Below are 20,636 nucleotides of genomic sequence, written 5' to 3' on the forward strand. Positions count from 1 at the left end.
ATCAGCCCGCGGGGCTGGTCGAGGGTGCGGTGGCCGGAGCCGGTGCCGCGGTCTTCAGCCAGTCCACGACCTTCGGCGCGGCCCGAAGTGCGACGAGGCCGTGGCCGGTGTCGGCGATCGTCTCGAAGGTCACCTCGGTGCCGAGCGCGCGCTCGCCCGCCACGAATTGCGCCGTGATCTCGGGTCGCACCAGCTGGTCGGTGTCGCCCTGCGCCACGAAGAGCGGAACGGGGAGACGCACGCCACCGGGCGTGTTCTCGGCGAGCAGGGTGGCCCACGGCTCCGCGGTCGCCGGGTCCCCCGCGAGATACCGGCCGATCAGCGGCGTGGCGATGTCGTGCAGCTCCTTGTTCTGGCCGAAGAGGCACAGCTCCGCCATCTCGTCGGTGACCGCGGCTCCTTCAGGAGTCAGGATGCTGTCGAGCGTCGCGCCCGGAGTCGTCGGCCCGTAGACCGAGGAGTACGCCGCGAAGGCGTACGACCCGATCGTGACGCCCGACACGTCTTCGACATCGGCCTTGAGCAGTTCGGCGAGATTCGTGGCCGGTGCCGCGACGGCGACCGCCTGCAGGTGGAGCTCGGGCGCGTAGTCGGCTGCCCGCTGCGCCGCGAAGAGCACGGCCTGGCCTCCCTGGGAGTGGCCCCAGAGCACGAGGCGGTCGCCAGCGTCGGTTCCGTCGAGGGCGCGGGCGGCGAGGGCTGCGTCGAGCACGTTGTTGCCCTCGGTGTCGCCGATCAGGTAGGAGTCGGGGCCGGCGGCCCCCATGCCCGAGTAGTCCGTCGCCACGACGACGTACCCGGCGTCGAGAAACTGCTGCAGCCCCTCGATCAGGTCGAAGGGCGCGATGCCGAGCGAGGGTGCGCAGCGCTGCGCGGCGCCCGTCGTCGGGTGCCCCCAGGAGACGATCGGGCGGCCGCCCGGCGGTGCGGGTGAATCGGGCGCCACGACCACGCCCGACACCACGATGTCGCTGCCGTGCACATCGGTGGAGTGGTAGAGGATGCGCCAGGCTCTCGCGCCGTTCGGGGCGCTGAGGAGGGGCTCCTGCCGCAGAATGGTGCCCGGTGCGGCTGACGGCAGCGGATCGGGCAGCCGGTAGAACGGGGACTCCGTGGCCTGCTCGACCGCGCCCTCCGCGAGACGGCGGTCGGCGGTCCAGTACCCCGACGCGATCACCAGGCCGAGCCCGATCGCGACCACGAGCCCGACGCCGGCCAACGCGCGGCGGATGACGCGCCCACGGCCACGCCGGGCTGGGACGGCCGAGGGCGTGCTCGCCGGTGGAGGTCCGCTCGGGTTCGGGTCAGACGGCGTCGACATAGAACCACCGCCCGTCGACGCGACGGAAGCGGCTGTTCTCGCGCTGCGAGCCCGACGTGGGGGAGGCATCCGGAGTCGTGGGACGCATCCGGTAACGGGCTTCGAACTCGACCGTGCCCTCGGAGTCGAGCACCCTTCCACCGGTGCGACCGAGGATGTCGAGCCGGAACCATCGGAGGCCGGGGTCGAGTTCGAGGTCGGCGGGGCGGGTGTCCGGATGCCAGGTGGCGAGCAGATAGTCGGCGTCGCCGACCGCGAAGGCGGAGTAGCGCGATCGCATCAGGCGCTCGGCGGTGGGGGCGTGGGCCTCGCCCCGGTGGAACGGTGCGCAGCACTCGCCGTAGACCTCTCCGCTCAGGCACGGACAGCGCTCCGTGTCGGCGGGCGGCCGGACGGAGTCGGAGGCGAGGGACACGCGTTCATTATCGGACACCGGCCGCGCGCCCGGCGAGAGGTGGGGCGCGCGGGCGGCTTAGGCTCGTGGGGTGCCTGTCGTCATGTCGCAGGGGGTGCGGATCGCCTACGAGCGGTTCGGCGACCCCGCACATCCGCCCGTGCTGCTCGTGCACGGTTTCGCCTCGAGCCGCGAGGGCAACTGGCTGAGGGCCGGGTGGGCGCGTCCGCTCAGCGAGGGCGGCTTCTCGGGTGTCGCCGTCGATTTGCGTGGACATGGCGAGAGCGATCGTCCGCGGGCGATCAGCGCCTACGGACCCGCTCGTTTCCATGCCGACCTCGTGGCCGTTCTCGACGAGCTCGGCATCGATCGGGCACACCTGCTCGGATACTCACTCGGGGCGCGCCTCGCCTGGGAGCTCGCGCTGCGGCATCCGGCCCGCGTCCGCTCGCTCGTGCTCGGCGGGATGCCCGTGTCCGGCTCCTTCGTCGGCTTCGATGTGGCGCAGGCGCGAGCCGCCGTGGAGCGCTCGGCGGTGGCCGATGATCCGACCACCGCCCGGTACCTCGCCATGATGCAGGCCGGCGCGGACAACGATCCGCAGGCCCTGCTCCGGTTGGCGGAGGCGGTGCGGCGGCGCGAGTTCCGGCCGCGGGAGCGGATTCCACGCCAGGACATGCTGATCGTGGCGGGCAGCGACGACGACATCGCCGCCGAATCGGAGCAGTTGGCGGCGGTCGTCCCGCACGCGGAATTCTTGCCCCTTCCGGGCCGCAACCACCTCAACGCCATCACCTCGCGCGTCTTCAAGGAGGCGACGGTCGCGTTCCTGCGCTCCCAGCCCTGAAGTCCGCGGTCACGGGCGGCTGGTCCGCTCGGGTCAGGGTGTTGGGCGCGGGGCTTCCACGATCGCGAGACCGCGCGCGCGGAGGCGGCGGCGCTCCCCGGCGAGGTGCGCGACGAGACGCTCGTTGGTCGAGCGGATGTGCTCGGCCAGGAGCTTCGCAGCCCCCGACGCGTCACGGGCCCGCAGGGCGGTGACGACCGCCCGGTGCTCGTCCCAGGCGTGCTCCCGCGACTCGGGGGTGCGTACCTCGAGCCAGCGCGTGCGCGCGAGGCGTGTCATCGCGTTGCGCACGACATCCGTCATCGGCGCGTTTCCCGAGAGCGAGGCGAGCTCGACGTGGAAGTCGCCGCCGGCCCGCACGACGTCCTCCTCGTCGCTCTCCGGCCTCGCCGACTCGAGCAGCTCGGCGAGCCCGGCGATGTCGGCGTCGGATGCGCGCAGCACGGTCAGCCGCACCGCCGCGGTCTCGACGGCCTCGCGCAACTCCGCCAGCGCGCGGATCTCGTCGATGTCGATCGGCGCCACGATCCATCCTCGTCCGTCTCGCTGTGCGAGCCCCTCGGTCTCCAACCGCATCAACGCCGCGCGCACCGGCGTGCGGGAGGCGCGGTAAGCGGCCTCGAGCCCGCGCTCGGTGAGGCGCTCGCCCGGCATCAGATCGAGGTCGAGCACGGCGGAGCGCAGCCGCTCGAAGAGCTGGAGGGTCTGCGAGCCGGAGTCGGCGCCAGCAGAGTCACCCTCGGTCGTGGCCGGGGGACGGCGGGGAACGGTCATGGAACTCCCGACGGTCGATGGTGTGCCCAATTGGTATACCACTATGGTGTACCGTCAGGATAGTGCACAAACGACCCCGAACCATGACACCCCGAGGCGCGCGTCCGGCCCGCGCCCCGTTCCCGCGCGCGCGCCGCGCCTGGACCGTGCTCTCCCTGGGTCTCGGCGCCCAGATCTCGGGCACGGTGTTCGTCAGCACGCCCGCCTTCCTCATCCCCCTCCTGCACACCGAGCGCGGCCTGACGCTCGCCGAGGCCGGATTCCTGGCCGCCACCCCCACCATCGGCATGGTGCTCACCCTCATCGCCTGGGGCGCTCTCGCCGACCGGATCGGCGAGAAATGGGTGATCGCCGGCGGCCTCGCCCTCACCTCGCTCGCCACCCTGGGCGCCATTCAGGCGCAGGGCTACGTCGCGCTGGGTCTGTTCTTCCTCCTCGGCGGGGCCGCCTCCGCCAGCACCAACGCGGCGAGCGGGCGCGTGGTGGTGGGCTGGTTCCCCAAAGACCGCCGCGGTCTCGCGATGGGGGTGCGCCAGATGGCGCAGCCGCTGGGCGTCACGATCGCGGCGCTGCTCGTGCCGACCCTCGCGAGTACGGCGGGCGTCGGAGCCGCCATCGCCGTCCCGTTCGTCCTGACCGCGGTCTTCGCCATCGCCTGCGCGATCGGCGTGGTGAACCCGCCGCGCGCATCCGTTCCGACGTCGGCGACGACGGATGCGCCCACTCGCCGCCCCGACAACCCGTACCGCTCGAGCGGCTTCCTCTGGCGCATCCACGCCGTCTCGGTGCTGCTCGTGGTGCCGCAGTTCACGCTCTCGACCTTCGGGCTCGTCTGGCTCATCACGGAGGTGGGCCTGGACGCCCTGACCGCCGGAGTGCTGGTCGGGGTCGCGCAGTTCGTCGGCGCCGTCGGACGTATCGGGGTGGGCGTGCTGAGCGACCGGATGGGCAGTCGCGTGCGGCCGCTGGCCTACGTCGCGATCGCGGCCGCTGCGGCCATGCTCGTGCTCGCCGGTCTCGATGTGCTCTCCGCCCCGTGGGCCGTGGTGGCCGTGATGTTCGTGCTCGCCACCACCATCACGGTGGCCGACAACGGGCTCGCCTTCACCTCGGTGGCCGAGGTCGCGGGGTCGGCCTGGGCGGGGCGGGCGCTCGGGGCGCAGAACACGGCGCAGTTCCTCGGCGCATCGGCCGTGGGGCCGGCGGTCGGTGGCCTCATCGGCCTGGTCGGCTTCCCGCTCGCGTTCGTGGTGGTGGCGCTCTTCCCCGCGGTGGCGGTGCCGCTCATCCCGCGCGCCTCCGCAGAGCACGACCGGCTCTGAGGAGAGCGGGCGTCCCCGGTGCCTCCCGCTGGACCGCCGGTACAGTTGTGCAATGACCGACACCGCGGGCGGTGCGAGGCCGCCGTTCAGCCCAACGATCGCCCTCCTCACGCTGAGCCGCTCGGTCGAGGCGGAGCTGGTGGTGCTGCTGAAACCCTACGGTCTCACGGTACGCAAGTACGGCATGCTCGGACACATCCGGGGGACCCCGGGCATCTCCTACAGCGAGCTGGGTCGCCGCTCCGGTATCACGGTGCAGAGCGTGCACACACTGATCGCCTCTCTCGTCGAGGCCGGGCTCGTAGCCTCGGCGGTCGACTCCTCCGGGCTCGCCGCCCGCCTCACGGTCGCCCCTCGAGGTGACGAGGTGCTTGGGGCGATCGAGCGCGGGCTCGTCGCCCTGGACGAGCGGATCTTCGCGGCCCCGGAGATGAGCGCGCTGGCCGACGCCCTCGCTGGGGTGCTCCGGGAGCGGATGAGTGGCGGCCCGTCCGGTGCGAGCGACGATGAAGGTGGGGAGCGCCCGCGACGGTCGGATCTCTCGGGGTAGCGCCGATGGTCGTCTTGCAAAGAGCACGACCTTCAGTTAGCCTGATACCTATCAGCCAAACTGAAGGTGATTTGTGGAACCACTCCTGCTCTCCGCCCATGTTCTCGCGGGCATCCTCTTCGTCGGGCCGGCCACCGTCGCGAGTTCGCTCTTCACGCGCTACGTCCCGGTCGCCGATCCGATCCCCGACAACGCCCGCGATGACGGCCGGTCGTCGCGCGTCGCCCTCGCCCTCCACCGGATCACGCGCGTGTACGGGCTGCTCGGCGTGGCCGTTCCGGTGTTCGGCGTCGCCCTGGCGCTGGTGCAGCAGCGATTCGGCGAGATCTGGATCACCATCGCGATGGTGCTGACCGCGGTGGCAGGCGCGCTGCTCGCCTTCCGGATCGTGCCCGCGCAGGCCGCGGCGATCGTCCATCCGCCCGCGCGGAGGCGTCTTCTGGGGCTGGCGGCGCTCGCCGGGGTCTTCAGCCTGCTCTGGGCGGTCGTCGTGGTGCTGATGATCGTGCGCCCCGGATCGGACTACTCCTCGTGACGCCGCCGGCCCGCGCGACCTCGACCCTCTTCGTGTGCTTGCTGGCGCTTTCGATCGCCGAGGTCGCCACCCTCGGCCTGCTGCTGCTCAACCTCGCCGTGCTGCACATCCGTCCGATCGCCCAGCTGATCGGACCGGTTCACGGTGCGGTCTACCTGGCCGTCGTGATGATCGCGGTGTTCGCACCGGGCTTGCGTCGGCGCGACCGTGCCCTCGGATTCGTGCCCGTCGTCGGCGGTGCGCTGGCGGTCTGGCGGATGCGCCGCGCGGTGGCCCCGCCCACCCTGTGACCCCCCAACTCGAACGGAGAAACATGCACGTCCAGATCCTTCTCGTCGATGCCTTCGATCCCCTGGATGCGCTCGCGCCCCTCGAGGCCTTCGTGGCGGCGGGGGAGTTCGCCGATGGCGGGGTCACGACCGAACTCGTGACCGCCGAAGGCGCTCGTGAGGTGGCCAGCGGTGTGCCCGGGGTGTCGCTCGTGGCCACCGCCGCACTCGACCCCGAGAGACCGGGTGTCGTCGTCGTTCCGGGGGTCGCCGGCCCGGTGACCGAGGGCGAGCCGCACGCCGTCGACGGCCGACCTTCCATTCCGATGCTGCTCGCCGCCGTGGCACAGACAGCGGTTACACCGCTCCTGGCACGCGCGCTGGCGCATCCTGACGTCACCGTGCTCGCGGTGTGCGGTGGATCGCTCGCGCTCGCGATGGGTGGCCTGCTGGAAGGTCGTCATGCGGTCACGCACATGCTCGGCAACGGGATGCTCGAGGCGACCGGGGTCGACGTGGTCCGCGCCCGAGTCGTCGACGACGGCGATCTCGTCACCACGGGCGGCGTGACCTCATCGCTCGACGGAGCGCTCTATGTCATCGAACGGATGATCGGACCCCGGGTCGCGGCGGCGACCGAGCGCTACTTCGAGACCGAACGACGCGGCACGGTGTGGCGGGACTCCGGGCCGTCGGTCGCTCTGCCGCGACCGGCCTGAGGATCCGTCTCAATCGGCACATCAGGAAGGACCTTCATGGACGACATCACCGGGACCTGGGATGTCTCGCTCGCGACCCCGATCGGCCGGCAGGAGATCGTGGTTCGGCTCCTGGAACAGGGCGCGCCGTCCGAGCTCACCGGCAACGCCGCGAGTGCTCGCGAGACCGTCGAGTTGCAGAACCTGCGCCGCGACGGCGAGACGCTGCGCTGGGAGCAGTCGGTCCGGCATCCGATCCGCCTGAACCTCGCCTTCGCGGTGCGGATCGAGGGTGACCGGATGGTGGGGGAGGCCAAGGCGGGGCCGCTCCCATCGACCTCGGTGTCGGGATCGCGTCGGGTGCTCGAGGCCTGACGGCGGAGGCCGGGCTCAGACCGCCGGGGCCTTCGCGCGCTTGCTCAGTCGCTGGACGACCGCCTGCACGGGGCCCGTCAGCACGAGGCCCAGCAGGGCGAAGAGCCCGACCTCCGGAAACACCACGACGACGAGGAACACCAGCAGCATCATCGACGACGCCACCAGGGTCGGGATGAGTGACAACGTGCCGCGCACCTCGGGAGCCTGGAGTTCCGGATGGCGGAGGATGATCATCATCTGCGCCGTTCCTGCGAAGCTCGACAGCACCATCGTGCCGATGTAGAGCGCGGAGGTCGCCGGCGAGCTCTCCCCGGCGCCGGCCGCGATGAGCTCGGTGGGGAAGGGCAGGAAGACGATGGTGAGCAGCCAGAACAGGTTCGCCCAGAGCAGCGGCTTGTCATAGCCGACGATGTTCTCGTACATGCGGTGATGAGCCAGCCAGAACCGGCCGATCACCGCGAAGCTGATCACGAAGACGAGCAGCTTGACCCAGTTGTCGGCGAGCAGTTCGCTCACCGTCTTGTCGTTCAGTTCGGTGGCGGTGTCGACCAGCGGGAGGATGAGCAGGGTGATCGCGATCGCGACCACCGCGTCGCTGAAATTGACCAGGCGATCGAAGCCGCGCTCTGTGTGCATGAGCCCAATTATCGCGATCCCTGGATCCCGGGTGGAATACTCCTGAACGAGGCGCGGTTGACCCCGGTAACTACTTGACTGAGGGCAAATACATTCTTGACTGACACGACACACGACGACACACCCGGCCAGTGGCTCAGCGACGCCGAGCGCGCCCGCCTCCGCAAGCCGGTCAATCAGCGGGCAGTGGTGTTCGCCTTGGCCTTCACCGGGCTGGTCGCGGCGTTCATGATGACGCTGCTCACCCCGCTCGTTCCCGAACTCCCCGCTCTGCTGAACGTCTCGGTCGAGGACTCGCTGTGGGCGGTCACGGTCACCCTGCTCTCGGCGGCGGTCGCGACCCCGATCGCCGGCCGTCTCGGCGATCTCTACGGCAAGCGCCGGATCGTGCTCGTCCTGCTCGTGCTGGTGGTGGTCGGTTCGGTGATCGCCGGGCTCTCCTCCAGCCTGCTGCCCCTGATCGTCGGGCGTGCCCTGCAGGGGGCCGGGATCGGGGTCATCCCGCTCGGTGTGAGCATCCTGCGCGACGTGCTCCACCGCGATCGCCTCGGCGGCGCGGTCGCCCTGGTCAGCGCCACCCTCGGAGTCGGCGGCGCGATCGGGCTGCCCATCTCGGCCGTCATCTCGCAGTACCTCGACTGGCACTTCCTGTTCGTCGTGTCGGGCGTGCTCGCGGCGCTCGGTTTCCTGCTGGTGTGGAGGTTCATCCCGGTCAGCACCCTGCGCAGCGAGGGGACCTTCGACGGACTCGGCGCGGTGGGCCTCGGGGTCGGTCTGGTGGGCATCCTCCTCGGTGTGTCGAAGGGCGGCAGTTGGGGATGGGCCAGCCCGGCGACGCTCGGCACCATCGTCGGCGGCGCCGTCGTGCTCCTGCTCTGGGGCTGGTTCGAACTGCGCACGAAGAGCCCGCTGATCGACCTGCGCGTCGCCGCGCGTCGCACGGTGCTCCTGACGAACCTCGCCTCGGTCACGGTGGGCTTCGCCTTCTTCGCCAGCACCGTCGTGCTCCCGCAACTGCTCGAGGCGCCCACCGGAACCGGCGTGGGCCTCGGCCAGACGATGCTCATCGCGAGCCTCTGCCTCATGCCCAGCGGGCTCATCATGTGGGCCATGTCGCCCGTCGCGGCGCGGCTCACCCGGGCGCGTGGTGCGCGCACCAGCCTGCTCCTCGGTATCGCGATCATCACCGTGGGCTACGTGGTGGCGATCTTCCTGATGAGCGAGGTCTGGCACACCATCGTCATCGCGACGGCCATCGGCTTCGGCGTGGGCTTCGCCTACGCCTCGATGCCGAACCTCATCATGGGGGCCGTTCCGGCCACCGAGACCGCGGCCTCGAACGGACTCAACTCCGTGATGCGCACGCTCGGCTCGACCATCGCGAGCGCCGTGCTCGGGGTCGTGCTCTCCTCGAACCTCGTGACGGTGGGGTCGGTCACCACCCCCAGCGCCTCCGCGTTCCAACTGGCATTCGTGATCTCGGCCATCGCCGCGGTGGTCGGTGTGGTGTTCACCGTGTTCATCCCACGGCACCACAAGGCCTTCCGACGGGCCAGTCTTCCGGACGCGGACGACGCCGCTGCCGAGGTCCAGCCGGCCGGCCCCGCCGCCCGGACCGCCTGACGCGGGCGAGCTCGCGCGCAAGCCGGGCGTCTGCCCGGCTCTAGCCGATCGCCGAGATCGTCCAGCTCGCCGACGCGCTCTGCTCCGGAGCGATCACGATGAGGTCGTGGCCGGAGTTGAACGCATCCGGCGGGCAGGTCATCGGTTCGACCGCCAAGCCGGTGCGGCTCACGGCGGGGTCGGGGGTGTCGGCGGTGTGGATCTGCACCCACTCGCAATCCGTCCCGAAGCTCATCGCCACGCCCGTGCCCTCCGGAGCCGTGACGGTGACCGTCGCCGTTCCGTGGCCGTCGCGGCGCAGGGTGGTGAAGGCGTGGTCGATGAAGGTGTCGCCGATCGGGCGGGCTTCGCGGAAGTCCAAGGCGCCGCCGTCTTCGACCGCCACCTGGGAGAGCCCGATCGGGATGAGCCGTTCGGGGGTGACGGTGAGCACCTCGTCGGCGGGGAGCGAGAGCGTCCAGTCGTCGACGTGGCCGGGGCCGGCGACGAGGTACGGATGCGGCCCGGTGCCGAACGGGGCAGGTTCGGTGCCCGTGTTGCGCGCCGTGACGGTCTGCTGCAGGCCGCTCTCGTCGAGACGGTAGTCGACCTGCAGTTCGAGGCGGTGCGGATATCCGGTCTGCGCCTCGATGACCGCCACGAGGGAGACGCTGTCGGGCGTTCGGTCGGCCACCGCGAAGTCGAGCCAGCAGACGAGTCCGTGCAGGGCGTGCGAGCGGGTCGGCTCGGTGAGGGCGAGCTGCTCCTCGACGCCGGCGAAGGTGTAGCGGCCGTCGACCACGCGGTTCGGCCACGGAGCGAGCGTCACGCCGCGGTACGCGGGGCGCAACTCGTCGAGCTCGAAGGGCACGACGAGATTGCGGGAGCGGTGCTGCAGCACGCGCAGGGTGGCGCCGATCGACGCGATGGAGGCGCGGTAGTCGCCCGCCTCGAGATCGATGCGGGTGCCGGACAAGGGGCGGACTGCGGCCACGGGCGGGTTCTCCTTCAGCGACGGACGTTCGGTCTCAACGCTAGCGCTTCGGCGGAAACGCGCCGACCCGCAGAAAACCGCGACGCGGATGCGGCGAAGCGGTACTGTTCGAAGCATCTTGGTTCGACCAGAGAAGGGAAATCCGCTCATGACCGACGAGAATCAGCCGTCGTCGGGCGCTCCGGTTCCTCCGCAGCAGCCCGTTCCGCCTGCACCCCCCGCAGCTCCTCAGTACCAGGCCGCCCCGCCGCCGCCCCCCGCCGCTGCGCCGGGCTACCAGCCTCAGCCCGGGTACGCCGCCGCCGCTCCGGTTCCGGGCAAGACGCTCGGCATCGTGGGTCTGATCGTCTCGATCGCGGGCTTCTTCATCGTGCCGCTCCTGGGATCGATCGCCGGTCTCATCATCAGCATCATCGCGCGCAACCAGTCGAAGGCGGCCTCCGTCCCGAACGGGCCCGCAAAGGCCGGTGTCATCGTCTCCATCATCGGGATCGTGCTCTCGGTGATCTGGATAACGATCGTCATCATCGCCGTCGTGGTGGGCGCGTCGGCCCTGATCGCGACCTGCGGCGACCTCGGCCCGGGCGAGCACATCGTCAACGGCGTCACCGTCACCTGCAGCTGATCCACCGAGCCTGAACCCCCGCCGCCTCCGAAACTCCTGTTCGAGGGAATTCCTTTCCCCGTGATGTCGTTCACACAGCTGAACGACATCACTTCGAACCGGACAGCCGGAGACGACGGGGGTTTTGCATGACACGCATCATGGTTGTGGTCGGGAGCGTGCGCCCGGGCCGGATCGGCTTGCCGATCGCCGAGTGGGTGAGCGGTGCGCTCGCGGGGCACGACGGCGTCGAGGTCGATCTGGTCGACCTCGCCGAGGTCTCCCTTCCCTTGATGGACGAGCCGAACCATCCGCGTCTGCAGAACTACACCCACCAGCACACCCTCGACTGGAGCGAACGCGTCGACGCCGCCGACGGCTTCGTCTTCGTCACGCCGGAGTACAACCACAGCTTCTCGCCCGCTCTGAAGAACGCGATCGACTTCCTGCACAACGAATGGTTCCGCAAGCCGGTCGGCTTCGTGAGCTACGGCGGCATCTCGGCCGGTACGCGCGGCGTGCTCGCTCTGAAGCCCGTGCTCGCGGCAGTGGGCCTCGTGCCGGCGTCGGTGGCCGTCGAGATCCCCTTCGCCGCGCGACAGCTCGACGACGAGGGGCAGTTCCAGCCGATCGAGGCGCAGGAGCGGAATCTCGCGGCGGTCGCCGAAGAGCTCCTCGCGCTGGGCTCGGCCCTCGAGCCCCTGCAGCGCCGACGCGTCGCGCAGCACGCCGCGGCATAGCGACGGCGCCTCCGAGCCGGGGCAGAATCGTCGGTATGGCCGTCTTCACGCTCGGTGCGCTGACCACCGTTCCCGTCCCCGCCCGCCCCGACCTGGTCGCGGCGCCCGTGTGGGAGGCGCTCGTCGCATCCGGGATCCAGGATGCGGTGGGTGTGGTCGAGATCGACCCGTCGGTCTCCGACACGGCAGCGACCCAGGCGACCTACGGCCTCTCGACCGACACCCTCGCGAATTGCGTGGTCGTCGCCGGCAAGCGCGAGGGTGAGGAGCGGATCGCAGCCTGCGTCGTGCTCGCCACCACACGCGCCGACGTCAACGGCGCGGTGCGGCGCCGGCTCGACGTGCGCAAGTCGTCGTTCCTCGCGATGGACCGGGCCGTGGGGCTGACCGGTATGGAATACGGCGGGATCACGCCGATCGGCCTGCCCTCGGACTGGCCGGTGCTCGTGGATGCCCGGGTGGCGGCCAGTGCGGCGGTCATCGTGGGAAGCGGCATCCGGCGGTCGAAGCTGATACTGCCGGGCATCGTGCTGGCGGGCCTGCCGGGTGTGGAAGTGCTCGAAGGCCTCGCGAAGCCGCTCGAGGGCTGAGCGCGGAGGGTTCGCGTGAGCCGACCGGCCCGGCAGATTCGCGTCAGGAACTGGCCCGTGCGCGCGAGGGAATCGTGAGGATGCGGTGTCTCGTCGCCGCCCGGCGGTGAGATGGAAGAGTGAGTCTCTCCCATTCGATCCGGTGGTATCAGCGGCGGCAGTCCCGGTTCCCGGACCTCGCGGCCTGGCCCGAGTTCACCTCGTTCACCGCGACCGACGTGCTCGCCGCCGGGGAATCGATGGTGGCCGTGGCGGCCGCGGCCGGTACGCCGAGCGTTCGGATTGGTCGGAGGAGCGGGCTCGCGGAGGCCGAGGCCGAGGCGGCGACGGCGTGGGCGCATCCGGAGGCGGTGCCGCGGGTGTACTGCGCGATCGTCGTGTGCGCCGTCGAAGGGGTGTTCGCCGGCGGGCCGGACGGCTCCGACGCCTCGCTCGCCCGGGAGGTCTGGCTCGACGCCGAACTCGACGCCTGCCGACCGATCGGCGGCACAATTCGGGTCATCGGTCGGACGGTGCCACCCGTGCGGGAGATCGTCACGGTGCGGCCGACTCCGCGCGTGGGGGAGACCCGCGCCTGGCTCCCGCACGACATCCGGGCCGGCGACCTCGTGGCCTTCGCCTGCGCCGAGCCGGTGTCGCTGCAGGATCTCCGCCGACGGGCCCACCATCCGGAGCGGCTCGACGACGGGCGCTGGTCGTAACGCACGGGCGGACAGCAGTCGCCCGGAACTAGAGTTGGCAGGGACGCTCCACGACCCTGACCCGTCTCGAGAAAGCCGAACGCACATGTCTGCTCGTATTTACAACGACGTCACCGAGCTCGTCGGACACACGCCGCTGGTTCGCATCAACCGCCTCGCCGAGGGCATCGACGCCACCGTGCTCGGCAAGCTCGAGTTCTACAACCCCGCCTCCAGCGTGAAAGACCGGATCGGCGTCGCCATCGTCGACGCAGCCGAGAAGTCGGGTGAGCTGAAGCCCGGCGGCACCATCGTGGAGGGCACGAGCGGCAACACCGGCATCGCGCTCGCCCTCGTGGGTGCGGCCCGCGGATACAAGGTGATCCTCACCATGCCCGAGACGGCGTCGACCGAGCGCCGCGTCGTGATGCGCGCCTACGGAGCCGAGATCGTGCTGACGCCGGGGCCGGAGGGCATCCGCGGTGCGCTGGCGAAGGCGAACGAGATCGTGGCATCGACGCCGAACTCGATCCTGGCGCGGCAGTTCGAGAACGAGGCCAACCCGGCCATCCACCGCGCCACCACCGCCGAAGAGATCTGGGCCGACACGGATGGCGCGGTCGACATCTTCGTGGCGGGCATCGGCACCGGCGGCACGATCACGGGCGTCGGGCAGGTGCTGAAGGAGCGGAAGCCCGGGGTGCAGGTGATCGGCGTCGAGCCCCTCGATTCGCCGCTGCTGACGCAGGGTGTGGCCGGTCCGCACAAGATCCAGGGCATCGGCGCCAACATCGTGCCCGACATCCTCGACCGCACCGTCTACGACGAGATCATCGACGTCACCCTCGACGACTCACTGCGGGTGGCGCGGGAACTCGCGAGCGAGGAGGGCATCATGGCGGGCATCTCGTCGGGCGCCATCATGTGGGCCGCTCTGGAAGTGGCGAAGCGGCCCGAGAACGCCGGCAAGACCGTGGTGGCCATCGTGTGTGACTTCGGTGAGCGGTACATCTCGACCGTGCTGTACGCCGACCTCGTCGACTGACGGCGGACCCATTCGTGGTTTCTGATTCGGGCGGTCGGCGGCGCGGCTCCGGTCGCGGGCCGGGACTGCTCGCGCGGTTGCGGGAAGACGTACACGCGGCGCGCACGCACGACCCCGCGGCGCGGAGCTCGCTCGAAGTGGTGCTCGCCTACCCCGGAGTGCACGCGGTCTGGGCCTACCGGGTGGCGAACCGGTGGTGGCGGAGCCCGGGACTCAAGCTCCCGGCGCGGCTGCTCTCTCAGTTCGCGCGGTTCCTCACGGGCGTGGAGATCCATCCCGGGTGCCCGGATCGGGCGGCGGTTGTTCATCGATCACGGCATGGGCGTGGTGATCGGCGAGACGGCCGAGATCGGTGACGACGTGATGCTGTACCACGGCGTGACGCTGGGCGGGAAGAGCGAGCGGCGGGAGAAGCGGCATCCGACGCTCGGCGATCGGGTCGTGGTGGGGGCGAACGCCACCATCCTCGGGCCGGTGTCGATCGGCGCCGACAGCAGCGTGGGCGCGGGCGCCGTGGTGGTGAAGGATGCGCCGGCGGGAGCGATCCTGGTGGGCATCCCTGCCCGCGACCTCACCCGGCTGCCGCAGGGCACCGAGGCGCGGAGCCCGCTCACCGACCCGGCCTTCTACCTCGACCCGGCCATCTACATCTGAGCGATCGTTGACGGCGATGCCGGGGGCCGTCATCGCGGCTTCTCCATCGCCGCCAGCGCGACGATTCGCGGATCGGTATGGCGCTTCCGATTTCTGTCGAGCGTCACCGTCAGTCGTGCCCAAGCGATGTCGCGTCGAAGCAGAGCCTTCTCACGAGGAGTCATCTCTGGTGTCGCCGGATTCCGCTTCGCTGTCATCAGTACCCCTTTCGTCAGGCCACCATGATATGTGAGGATCAGTCGATTTCACCGCGAAGGGATCAGTTGGATCGAAGCGACCCTTCGCCGCTGCGATGACGTCGCTCTCGTGCTCCTGCTTCCATTCGCTCTCGGAGAGGGCATCCAACACCTCGAGCCCCAACTCCTGTCGCTGCGGGTCGTCGCTCAGGGTGAGGTTGAGGGCCCATTCCGCGCGCTTCCACCACTGCTCCTTGCGTTGCGCCGCCCGCTGCACCCGCGCCTGGTAGCGCGCCGCGGCGAACGCGATCGTGGCCGCGAGGACCGCTGCGACGCCGCCGAAGCCGGGGGTCTGCGCCCAGGGGACGAGCCAGGATGCGGTCCAGTCGATGGGGGCGAGCGCGTGCATGCCACGACAGTAGTGATCGCGAGCGGCGAGGAAAGGGTCCACGGCGAGGCGGTGGAGTGAGGATGTTGCGACGCCGGATGTGCAGGAGGGGTGCGCGGCGGAGGTCAGGGGCGGGGGCGGAGGGCGTCGAGGAGGTAGGCGAGGAGGCGATCGGCCTGTGCGGGGGTGAGTGCCGCCAGCGCGATGCCGTTGCCCGCCACCAGCACGTCGAGCGGCTCGACGTCGGCCTGCACCGAGCCGGTTCGCACGCCGGCCGCGAGCAGCCGGCCCACGGCGTCGAGCGCCAGGGCGCGCGCCCCGGGGAAGGCGACGCCGCTTCCCCGATGCGGCACCGCGGTGGCGGAGGCGTCGGTCGGGTGGGCCGCTCCCACCCGCCCTGCCGGATCGCGGGATGCATCCAGGTGCGGTGATCCGCCCGCCGTCGCTCGGAGGGCGCGGGCCAGCCCGTCCTTCGCGCGAAGGTACTCGATCCAGTGGCCGAGCCAGGTCCGCAATGCCTCTTCTGGCGTGGGCGACGAGTCGAGCAGGGTGTCGACCGACCGGCAGAGCTGGGTCAACTCGCTTTCGTGGGCCGCCTCGATGAGCGACTCGCGAGTCGGGAAGTGGCGGTAGAGGGTGCCGATGCCCACCCCCGCCTCCTTCGCGATGTCCTTGAGCGACGCCGCGGGCCCGTCGGCCGCGAAGGCGTGAGCGGCGGCCTCGAGGAGGCGCTCGCGGTTGAGGCGCGCGTCCGCGCGGGGTGGGCGTTGTTCCGTGGCGTCCATCGAAGACCTCCTTCTGTGCGGCAGGGTCGTCCCTTGCAACCGGAGTCGGCTCCGCTTACAATTAACCGGAGTCGGCTCCGATTTACCCTACAGCGGATGCGACTTCCCCCGAAAGAAGGACCTCCCATGACCGCAGACCTCATCACCACGCCCTTCGGGGCCACCTCGACCGCCGCCGAGGTCGCCGCCGGAGTCGACCTCTCCGGGCGCCGCGCGATCGTCACGGGCGCCTCATCCGGCATCGGCGCCGAGACGGCCCGCGTCCTCGCCCAGGCCGGAGCCGACGTCACCCTCGCGGTGCGCACCGTCTCCGACGGGGAGCGCGTGGCAGCGGAGATCACGAACGCGAATAAGGTCGCCGACACGACCACCGGCACCGTCACTGTCGCGCCCCTCGACCTCGCCGACCGCGCGTCGATCGCCGCCTTCGTCGCCGCGTGGCGCGGGCCGCTGCACATCCTGGTCGACAACGCCGGCGTCATGGCCATCCCGGAACGCCGCACCGCCGAGGGCTGGGAGATGCAGTTCGCCACGAACCACCTCGGCCACGTCGCCCTCACCCTCGGTCTGCACGACGCGCTGGCGATCGGCTCGGCGCCCGAGCGACACTCCCGCGTCGTGGTGGTGAGCTCCGTCGGGCACGTGAACGGCGGCATCCGCTGGCACGACGTGAACTTCGAGCATGATCCCTATGACGCGTGGCAGGCCTACAGCCAGTCGAAGACCGCGAACGTGCTGTTCGCCGTCGAGGCCGCGCGGCGCTGGGCGTCCGACGGCATCGACGTCAACGCCCTGAATCCGGGACGCATCTGGAGCACGGGCCTCTCCCGCCACATGTCGAACCCGCCTGCCGCGTTCGAAGCGGCCTCCAGTCACGGCGTCTCGGAGAAGGACATCCCGCAGGGCGCGGCGACATCCGTGCTTCTCGCCGCATCGCCGCTCGTCGAGGGCGTCACCGGCCGCTATTTCGAAGACGCCCAGGAAGCCGGGCCGCATGCCGAAGGGCGGAGAAGGGGTGTCGCCGACTACGCGCGCGACCCGGCCGACGCTGCCCGGCTCTGGGAGCTCACGCAGGAGCTCCTCGCCACCGCACCGTTGCCACGGGACTGACGCGATGGCATCGTAGCGGCATGACCATCGAGGTGCGCCCGGCGACGTCCTTCGCCGACGTGGCCACGATGGTCGGCCCGAAACGACCGGATGCGACGGTGTGCTGGTGCCTCAGCTACCGCATCCCGTCCAAGGAGAACCAGGCATTGCGCGGCACCGACCGGGGCGACCGCGTGAAGGAGTTGCTGCGCGAGAAGCCACCGCCCGGCGTGCTCGCCTACGACGCCGACGGGAAGGTGGTCGGCTGGGCGGCCGTGCATCCGCGGGCCGACACGAGCTTCGCGGGCAACCGCAAGATCCCGCACGTCGACGACCTCCAGGTGTGGTCGATCTGGTGCGTCCGCGTGCGACCCGGCCATCGCGGCACCGGTATCTCGCACCATCTGCTCGAGGGCGCGATCGAGTTCGCTCGGGAGAACGGCGCGCCCGCCGTCGAGGGCTACCCGGTCGACAACCGCGGCGCGAAGGTCGACCTCACGATGGCCTACGTCGGCACCCGCGCGCTGTTCGAGAAGGCCGGATTCACGAAAGCGGCCGACACCGACTCCGTGCTGAACGGCTTCCCACGCGTGCTCATGCGCCTCGACCTGCGGTGAGACCGGCCGACCGCACGCAGGAGAGCACGTTCAGCCGACGCAGTCCTCGCGAGCGCGGAAGCTCAGGTTCGAGGCGCAGCCCGCCGCCACCAGGCGGTCGAGCTCCTCGCCGGTGACCTCACGGAGGCCCCCGGTGGGACCCCAGACCACCGCACGGGTGGCCTCGGCGGTGGAACTCGACTCCAACTCCCCGGAGGTCGACTCGGTGAAGAACAACGCCACCCCGAGCCGGTCGAAGTCGGCCCGCAAGGCACATTTCGTGGTGGAGGAGTCGAGCCGGTCACTCCCCAGGAAGCCGGTGAGACAGATCCCCTCCTGCGGATCGGCGGGATTGTGGAAGGTGTCGCCGACCAGCGCCCCGAACACCCGCACGCCGTGCTGCTCCCCGAGGTAGCGCACGGGGCCCGCTCCCATCACACCCTGCAGCAGCACCTGGTTGACGAAGTCCGATCGCCCTTCATCCGCCGGTTCGGCGGCCTGCGCGAACACCTCCAGTGAGGAGCGCGGAACGGATGCCTGCACCACGCTGACCGCGACGGCGACGATCGCGACGACGCCCACCGCGGCGATCAGGATGCGCGACCGCGTCCACCAGGGTCGCTCTGAGCGGTCGACGGCCGGCAACGGCGCCGGCGCCGGCTCGGGACCCGACGACGGGTCCGTCACCCCCGGGCGAGCGCTCGACCCGGCGGCCCCTGAGGCGAGCACCCCGCTCTCCTCGACGGCACGGTCGAGTGCCTCGTGGCGCCGGTGGAGGCGTGACAACGAGGCCTCCAGCTCGGTCTCGGCGTCGACGGAGGCGCCCGGCCGGTAGACGGCGTGCTCCAACTCGCGCAGGCGCTCGCGCTCCGCCGGAGTGCCCAGCATCCCGTCGCGGCGCTGCTCCAACAGCGACCGGACGTCGCATCCCGGCGGCAGCAGCGCGTCGAGCTGCCGGGCGAGCCGGGCGTCCGCATCGATCCGGCGGAGCAGCTCGTCCGCTCCCTCCGCCGTCAGCGGTCGCCCGGCCCGGGCCCCCTCGCTACTCCTCGTAGCCGAGGTTGTCGTTGAGCACTTCCTCGTCGTCGTCGAAGATCGGGTCGACCGAGTCGGCCTCGACGTCTTCGACCTCGTCGAGTTCGTCGGTGTCGTCGAGATCGACGTCTTCGAGCTCCTGGTCGGAGAGCGAGAACTCTTTCGTCTCGTCAGGCTCGTCGATCCGTTCGTTCAGGTCGGACATCACTGCTCCCATTTCGTGCTGAGGGTGGTGCGGAGTCGCGCCGATCCGCAATTCCCACCGTAGGCACCCGGAGACTCCGCTGTCGACCCATGCGCGAAACCACAGAGCTTCCCGTGCGCGGGGTCCGTGGGCCGGTCGCCGGTGTGTACTGGAGAAATGCAGTCGTTGTGGCTCGATGGACGTCAGCCGATCCCCACCCATCCGTTCATGGCCGACGAAGAATACGACGACGTCATCGTCGGAGCCGGCATCACGGGGTTGTCGACCGCGCTGATGCTCGCCGAGGCCGGTCGCCGCGTGGTGGTGCTCGAGGCCCGGGAGATCGGCGCGGTCGCCACCGGCAACACCACGGGCAAGATCTCGTTGCTGCAGGGGAGCAGGCTGTCCACGATCCGAGCGCACCATTCGCGGCGCATCGTGCAGGCCTACGTCGACTCGAACCGCGACGGGCAGGAGTGGCTGCTCGACTTCTGCGAACGGGCCGGCGCGCCGGTGCAGCGGCGCACGGCCTACAGCTACGCCCAGCACCGCTCCGGTGCCGCCGACGTGGAGGCCGAGTACCGTGCCGCGCGCGAGGCGGGGCTGCCGGTGTCCCTCGTGGAGGACGTGGACGTGCCGTTCCCCTTCGCGTTCGGGGTGGCGCTCGATGAACAGGCCCAGTTCGACCCGATGGACGCGCTCGACGCCCTGGCCCGCGAGCTGATCGCCGCCGGCGGCACCATCCACACCCGCGTGCGCGTCACCGGGGTGCGCGCGAGTTCGCCCGCTCTCGTCACCACCTCGGCGGGGGAGGTGCGCGGCGGCAACGTCGTGCTCGCCACCGCGACCCCGATCCTCGACCGGGGCCTCTACTTCGCCAAGACCCACGGCCAGCGCTCCTACGGGATGGCGCTGGAGCTCCCCGACGCCGGGCCCGGAGACTTCCCCGAGGGCATGTTCCTCTCGATCGGCGACTCCTCGCACTCCCGCTCGGTGCGCACGGCGCCGCGCGACGGATACGATCTGCTGGTGCTCGGTGGCAACGGCCACGAGGTCGGGCGGCCGGGTGCGGAATCCGAGGCCGAACTCGTCGACGACCTGCGCGACTGGGGGCAGACCTTCTTCCCCGGAGCACGCCTGACGCACGCCTGGTCGGCCCAGGACTACGAGTCGCACAACCTCATCCCCTTCGTCGGCGCCCTGCCTCGAGGGCGCGGGCGCATCTATCTCGCCACCGGCTACGCGAAGTGGGGCATGACGAACGCGGTGGCCGCGGGCATCCGGATCTGCGCGGAGATCTTCGGCGACCCGTGGCGCGAGCGGCGGCACTGGCATCAGGTGCTCGGCAGTCGTGCCACGCGACCGGCCGACCTCGTGCGCGGCGCTCGAGCCGGGCTCGACGTGGGTGCGGCGGCGCTCTCCGGCTGGCTGGGCGCCGAGGGCGAGCCGACGCCGATCGCCCGGCCCGCCGAAGGTGAGGGTGTGGTGGCCAATGCCAAGGGGCGCCCGGTCGGCATCTCGACCGTCGACGGCACCACCTGCGCGGTCAGCGCCGTGTGCACCCACCTCGGCGGCGTACTGCACTGGAACGACGCCGAGCGTTCGTGGGACTGCCCCCTGCATGCCTCGCGCTTCGCGGCCGACGGCACACGCCTCGAGGGTCCGGCCCTCACCGATCTCGAGCGGCTTCCCCGGCGCACCCGACCCCCGCGGATCGCCGGCACCTGACCACGAAGAGCGGGATGTCAGC

At 70.8% G+C, this 20,636-nt stretch carries 25 protein-coding genes and 1 pseudogene; 17 read left to right on the forward strand and 9 right to left on the reverse strand.

All coding sequences use genetic code 11. The features are described from left to right. Position 1 precedes the first annotated feature (1 nt). Both ACFJGU_RS08925 and ACFJGU_RS08930 read right to left on the reverse strand, forming a co-directional pair. Positions 2 to 1,321 carry an alpha/beta fold hydrolase gene (locus ACFJGU_RS08925; RefSeq protein ID WP_382309571.1) on the reverse strand — a complete coding sequence of 440 codons (1,320 nt, stop codon included), beginning with the start codon at positions 1,319 to 1,321 and terminating at the stop codon, positions 2 to 4. After that, positions 1,305 to 1,736 (reverse strand): YchJ family protein, encoded by a 432-nt coding sequence (locus ACFJGU_RS08930; RefSeq protein WP_382309573.1) that lies wholly within the window; start codon positions 1,734 to 1,736, stop codon positions 1,305 to 1,307. The genes ACFJGU_RS08925 and ACFJGU_RS08930 overlap by 17 nt, the downstream gene beginning before the upstream one ends. 70 nt (positions 1,737 to 1,806) lie before the next feature. On the opposite strand from ACFJGU_RS08930, the gene ACFJGU_RS08935 reads away from it, so the two are divergent. Continuing rightward, on the forward strand, positions 1,807 to 2,562 hold the full coding sequence (locus ACFJGU_RS08935) for an alpha/beta fold hydrolase (protein ID WP_382309575.1): 756 nt from the start codon (positions 1,807 to 1,809) through the stop codon (positions 2,560 to 2,562). A 33-nt stretch (positions 2,563 to 2,595) separates the two neighbouring features. Here ACFJGU_RS08935 and ACFJGU_RS08940 read toward each other — a convergent pair whose 3' ends face one another. After that, a complete protein-coding gene (locus tag ACFJGU_RS08940) occupies positions 2,596 to 3,336 on the reverse strand; it encodes a GntR family transcriptional regulator (protein ID WP_382309577.1) in 741 nt (246 codons plus the stop codon). 83 nt (positions 3,337 to 3,419) lie between these two features. Between ACFJGU_RS08940 and ACFJGU_RS08945 the strand changes: the two genes are divergently transcribed. The 6 genes from ACFJGU_RS08945 (at position 3,420) to ACFJGU_RS08970 (ending at position 7,085) form a co-directional block, all read left to right on the forward strand. Then, a complete protein-coding gene (locus ACFJGU_RS08945) occupies positions 3,420 to 4,658 on the forward strand; it encodes an MFS transporter (protein ID WP_382309578.1) in 1,239 nt (412 codons plus the stop codon). A 52-nt stretch (positions 4,659 to 4,710) separates the two neighbouring features. Then, positions 4,711 to 5,208, forward strand: a complete 498-nt coding sequence (locus ACFJGU_RS08950) for a MarR family winged helix-turn-helix transcriptional regulator (RefSeq protein WP_382309580.1) — start codon at positions 4,711 to 4,713, stop codon at positions 5,206 to 5,208. 73 nt (positions 5,209 to 5,281) lie between these two features. Further along, positions 5,282 to 5,743, forward strand: coding sequence for a hypothetical protein (locus ACFJGU_RS08955; protein ID WP_382309582.1), 462 nt, complete (start codon positions 5,282 to 5,284; stop codon positions 5,741 to 5,743). Next, entirely contained in the window at positions 5,740 to 6,033 is a 294-nt protein-coding gene (locus ACFJGU_RS08960) for a hypothetical protein (RefSeq protein ID WP_382309584.1), read from the forward strand. Before ACFJGU_RS08955 ends, ACFJGU_RS08960 begins: the two co-directional genes overlap by 4 nt. A 23-nt stretch (positions 6,034 to 6,056) precedes the next feature. After that, complete coding sequence (locus ACFJGU_RS08965; protein ID WP_382309586.1) at positions 6,057 to 6,731, forward strand: DJ-1/PfpI family protein; 675 nt, start codon at positions 6,057 to 6,059, stop codon at positions 6,729 to 6,731. Positions 6,732 to 6,767: 36 nt separating this feature from the next. Continuing rightward, entirely contained in the window at positions 6,768 to 7,085 is a 318-nt protein-coding gene (locus ACFJGU_RS08970) for a hypothetical protein (protein ID WP_382309588.1), read from the forward strand. Positions 7,086 to 7,100: 15 nt separating this feature from the next. On the opposite strand, the gene ACFJGU_RS08975 is transcribed toward ACFJGU_RS08970, so the two are convergent. Next, complete coding sequence (locus ACFJGU_RS08975) at positions 7,101 to 7,724, reverse strand: TMEM175 family protein (protein ID WP_382309590.1); 624 nt, start codon at positions 7,722 to 7,724, stop codon at positions 7,101 to 7,103. Positions 7,725 to 7,820: 96 nt separating this feature from the next. Here ACFJGU_RS08975 and ACFJGU_RS08980 point away from each other — a divergent pair, with 96 nt between their 5' ends. Beyond that, positions 7,821 to 9,347, forward strand: coding sequence for an MFS transporter (locus ACFJGU_RS08980; RefSeq protein ID WP_382309592.1), 1,527 nt, complete (start codon positions 7,821 to 7,823; stop codon positions 9,345 to 9,347). Between the two features lie 40 nt (positions 9,348 to 9,387). On the opposite strand, the gene ACFJGU_RS08985 is transcribed toward ACFJGU_RS08980, so the two are convergent. Continuing rightward, on the reverse strand, positions 9,388 to 10,320 hold the full coding sequence (locus ACFJGU_RS08985) for an aldose 1-epimerase family protein (RefSeq protein ID WP_382309593.1): 933 nt from the start codon (positions 10,318 to 10,320) through the stop codon (positions 9,388 to 9,390). Between the two features lie 148 nt (positions 10,321 to 10,468). Between ACFJGU_RS08985 and ACFJGU_RS08990 the strand changes: the two genes are divergently transcribed. From ACFJGU_RS08990 to epsC, 6 genes and pseudogenes are all read left to right on the forward strand, one after another. Next, positions 10,469 to 10,945: a hypothetical protein gene (locus ACFJGU_RS08990; protein ID WP_382309595.1), complete on the forward strand. Its 477-nt coding sequence runs from the start codon at positions 10,469 to 10,471 to the stop codon at positions 10,943 to 10,945. Positions 10,946 to 11,073: 128 nt separating this feature from the next. Then, complete coding sequence (locus ACFJGU_RS08995) at positions 11,074 to 11,664, forward strand: NADPH-dependent FMN reductase (protein ID WP_382309597.1); 591 nt, start codon at positions 11,074 to 11,076, stop codon at positions 11,662 to 11,664. 35 nt (positions 11,665 to 11,699) lie between these two features. After that, complete coding sequence (locus ACFJGU_RS09000; protein WP_382309598.1) at positions 11,700 to 12,254, forward strand: YbaK/EbsC family protein; 555 nt, start codon at positions 11,700 to 11,702, stop codon at positions 12,252 to 12,254. 119 nt (positions 12,255 to 12,373) lie between these two features. After that, on the forward strand, positions 12,374 to 12,955 hold the full coding sequence (locus tag ACFJGU_RS09005) for a hypothetical protein (protein ID WP_382309600.1): 582 nt from the start codon (positions 12,374 to 12,376) through the stop codon (positions 12,953 to 12,955). An 85-nt stretch (positions 12,956 to 13,040) separates the two neighbouring features. Continuing rightward, positions 13,041 to 13,979: a cysteine synthase A gene (cysK, locus tag ACFJGU_RS09010; protein WP_382309602.1), complete on the forward strand. Its 939-nt coding sequence runs from the start codon at positions 13,041 to 13,043 to the stop codon at positions 13,977 to 13,979. A gap of 65 nt (positions 13,980 to 14,044) precedes the next feature. After that, a pseudogene (gene epsC / locus ACFJGU_RS09015) lies at positions 14,045 to 14,633 on the forward strand (serine O-acetyltransferase EpsC). A gap of 150 nt (positions 14,634 to 14,783) precedes the next feature. Here epsC and ACFJGU_RS09020 read toward each other — a convergent pair. Together ACFJGU_RS09020 and ACFJGU_RS09025 are read right to left on the reverse strand one after the other, a co-directional pair. After that, positions 14,784 to 15,218, reverse strand: a complete 435-nt coding sequence (locus ACFJGU_RS09020; RefSeq protein ID WP_382309603.1) for a hypothetical protein — start codon at positions 15,216 to 15,218, stop codon at positions 14,784 to 14,786. Positions 15,219 to 15,322: 104 nt separating this feature from the next. Further along, the gene (locus tag ACFJGU_RS09025; protein ID WP_382309605.1) at positions 15,323 to 15,982 is read right to left on the reverse strand and encodes a TetR/AcrR family transcriptional regulator; all 660 of its coding nucleotides are present in this window, start codon (positions 15,980 to 15,982) and stop codon (positions 15,323 to 15,325) included. Positions 15,983 to 16,108: 126 nt separating this feature from the next. On the opposite strand from ACFJGU_RS09025, the gene ACFJGU_RS09030 reads away from it, so the two are divergent. Continuing rightward, a complete protein-coding gene (locus tag ACFJGU_RS09030) occupies positions 16,109 to 17,092 on the forward strand; it encodes an SDR family NAD(P)-dependent oxidoreductase (protein ID WP_382309607.1) in 984 nt (327 codons plus the stop codon). Between the two features lie 20 nt (positions 17,093 to 17,112). Then, entirely contained in the window at positions 17,113 to 17,688 is a 576-nt protein-coding gene (locus ACFJGU_RS09035; RefSeq protein WP_382309609.1) for a GNAT family N-acetyltransferase, read from the forward strand. A 30-nt stretch (positions 17,689 to 17,718) separates the two neighbouring features. Here ACFJGU_RS09035 and ACFJGU_RS09040 read toward each other — a convergent pair whose 3' ends face one another. Further along, positions 17,719 to 18,576, reverse strand: coding sequence for a hypothetical protein (locus ACFJGU_RS09040; RefSeq protein ID WP_382309611.1), 858 nt, complete (start codon positions 18,574 to 18,576; stop codon positions 17,719 to 17,721). 133 nt (positions 18,577 to 18,709) lie between these two features. Beyond that, positions 18,710 to 18,907, reverse strand: coding sequence for a hypothetical protein (locus ACFJGU_RS09045; protein WP_374855571.1), 198 nt, complete (start codon positions 18,905 to 18,907; stop codon positions 18,710 to 18,712). A gap of 207 nt (positions 18,908 to 19,114) precedes the next feature. Between ACFJGU_RS09045 and ACFJGU_RS09050 the strand changes: the two genes are divergently transcribed. Continuing rightward, complete coding sequence (locus ACFJGU_RS09050; protein ID WP_382309612.1) at positions 19,115 to 20,614, forward strand: FAD-dependent oxidoreductase; 1,500 nt, start codon at positions 19,115 to 19,117, stop codon at positions 20,612 to 20,614. Positions 20,615 to 20,636: the final 22 nt, after the last annotated feature.

The organism is Herbiconiux sp. UC225_62 (genome assembly GCF_042694625.1).
Lineage (GTDB): Bacteria > Actinomycetota > Actinomycetes > Actinomycetales > Microbacteriaceae > Herbiconiux.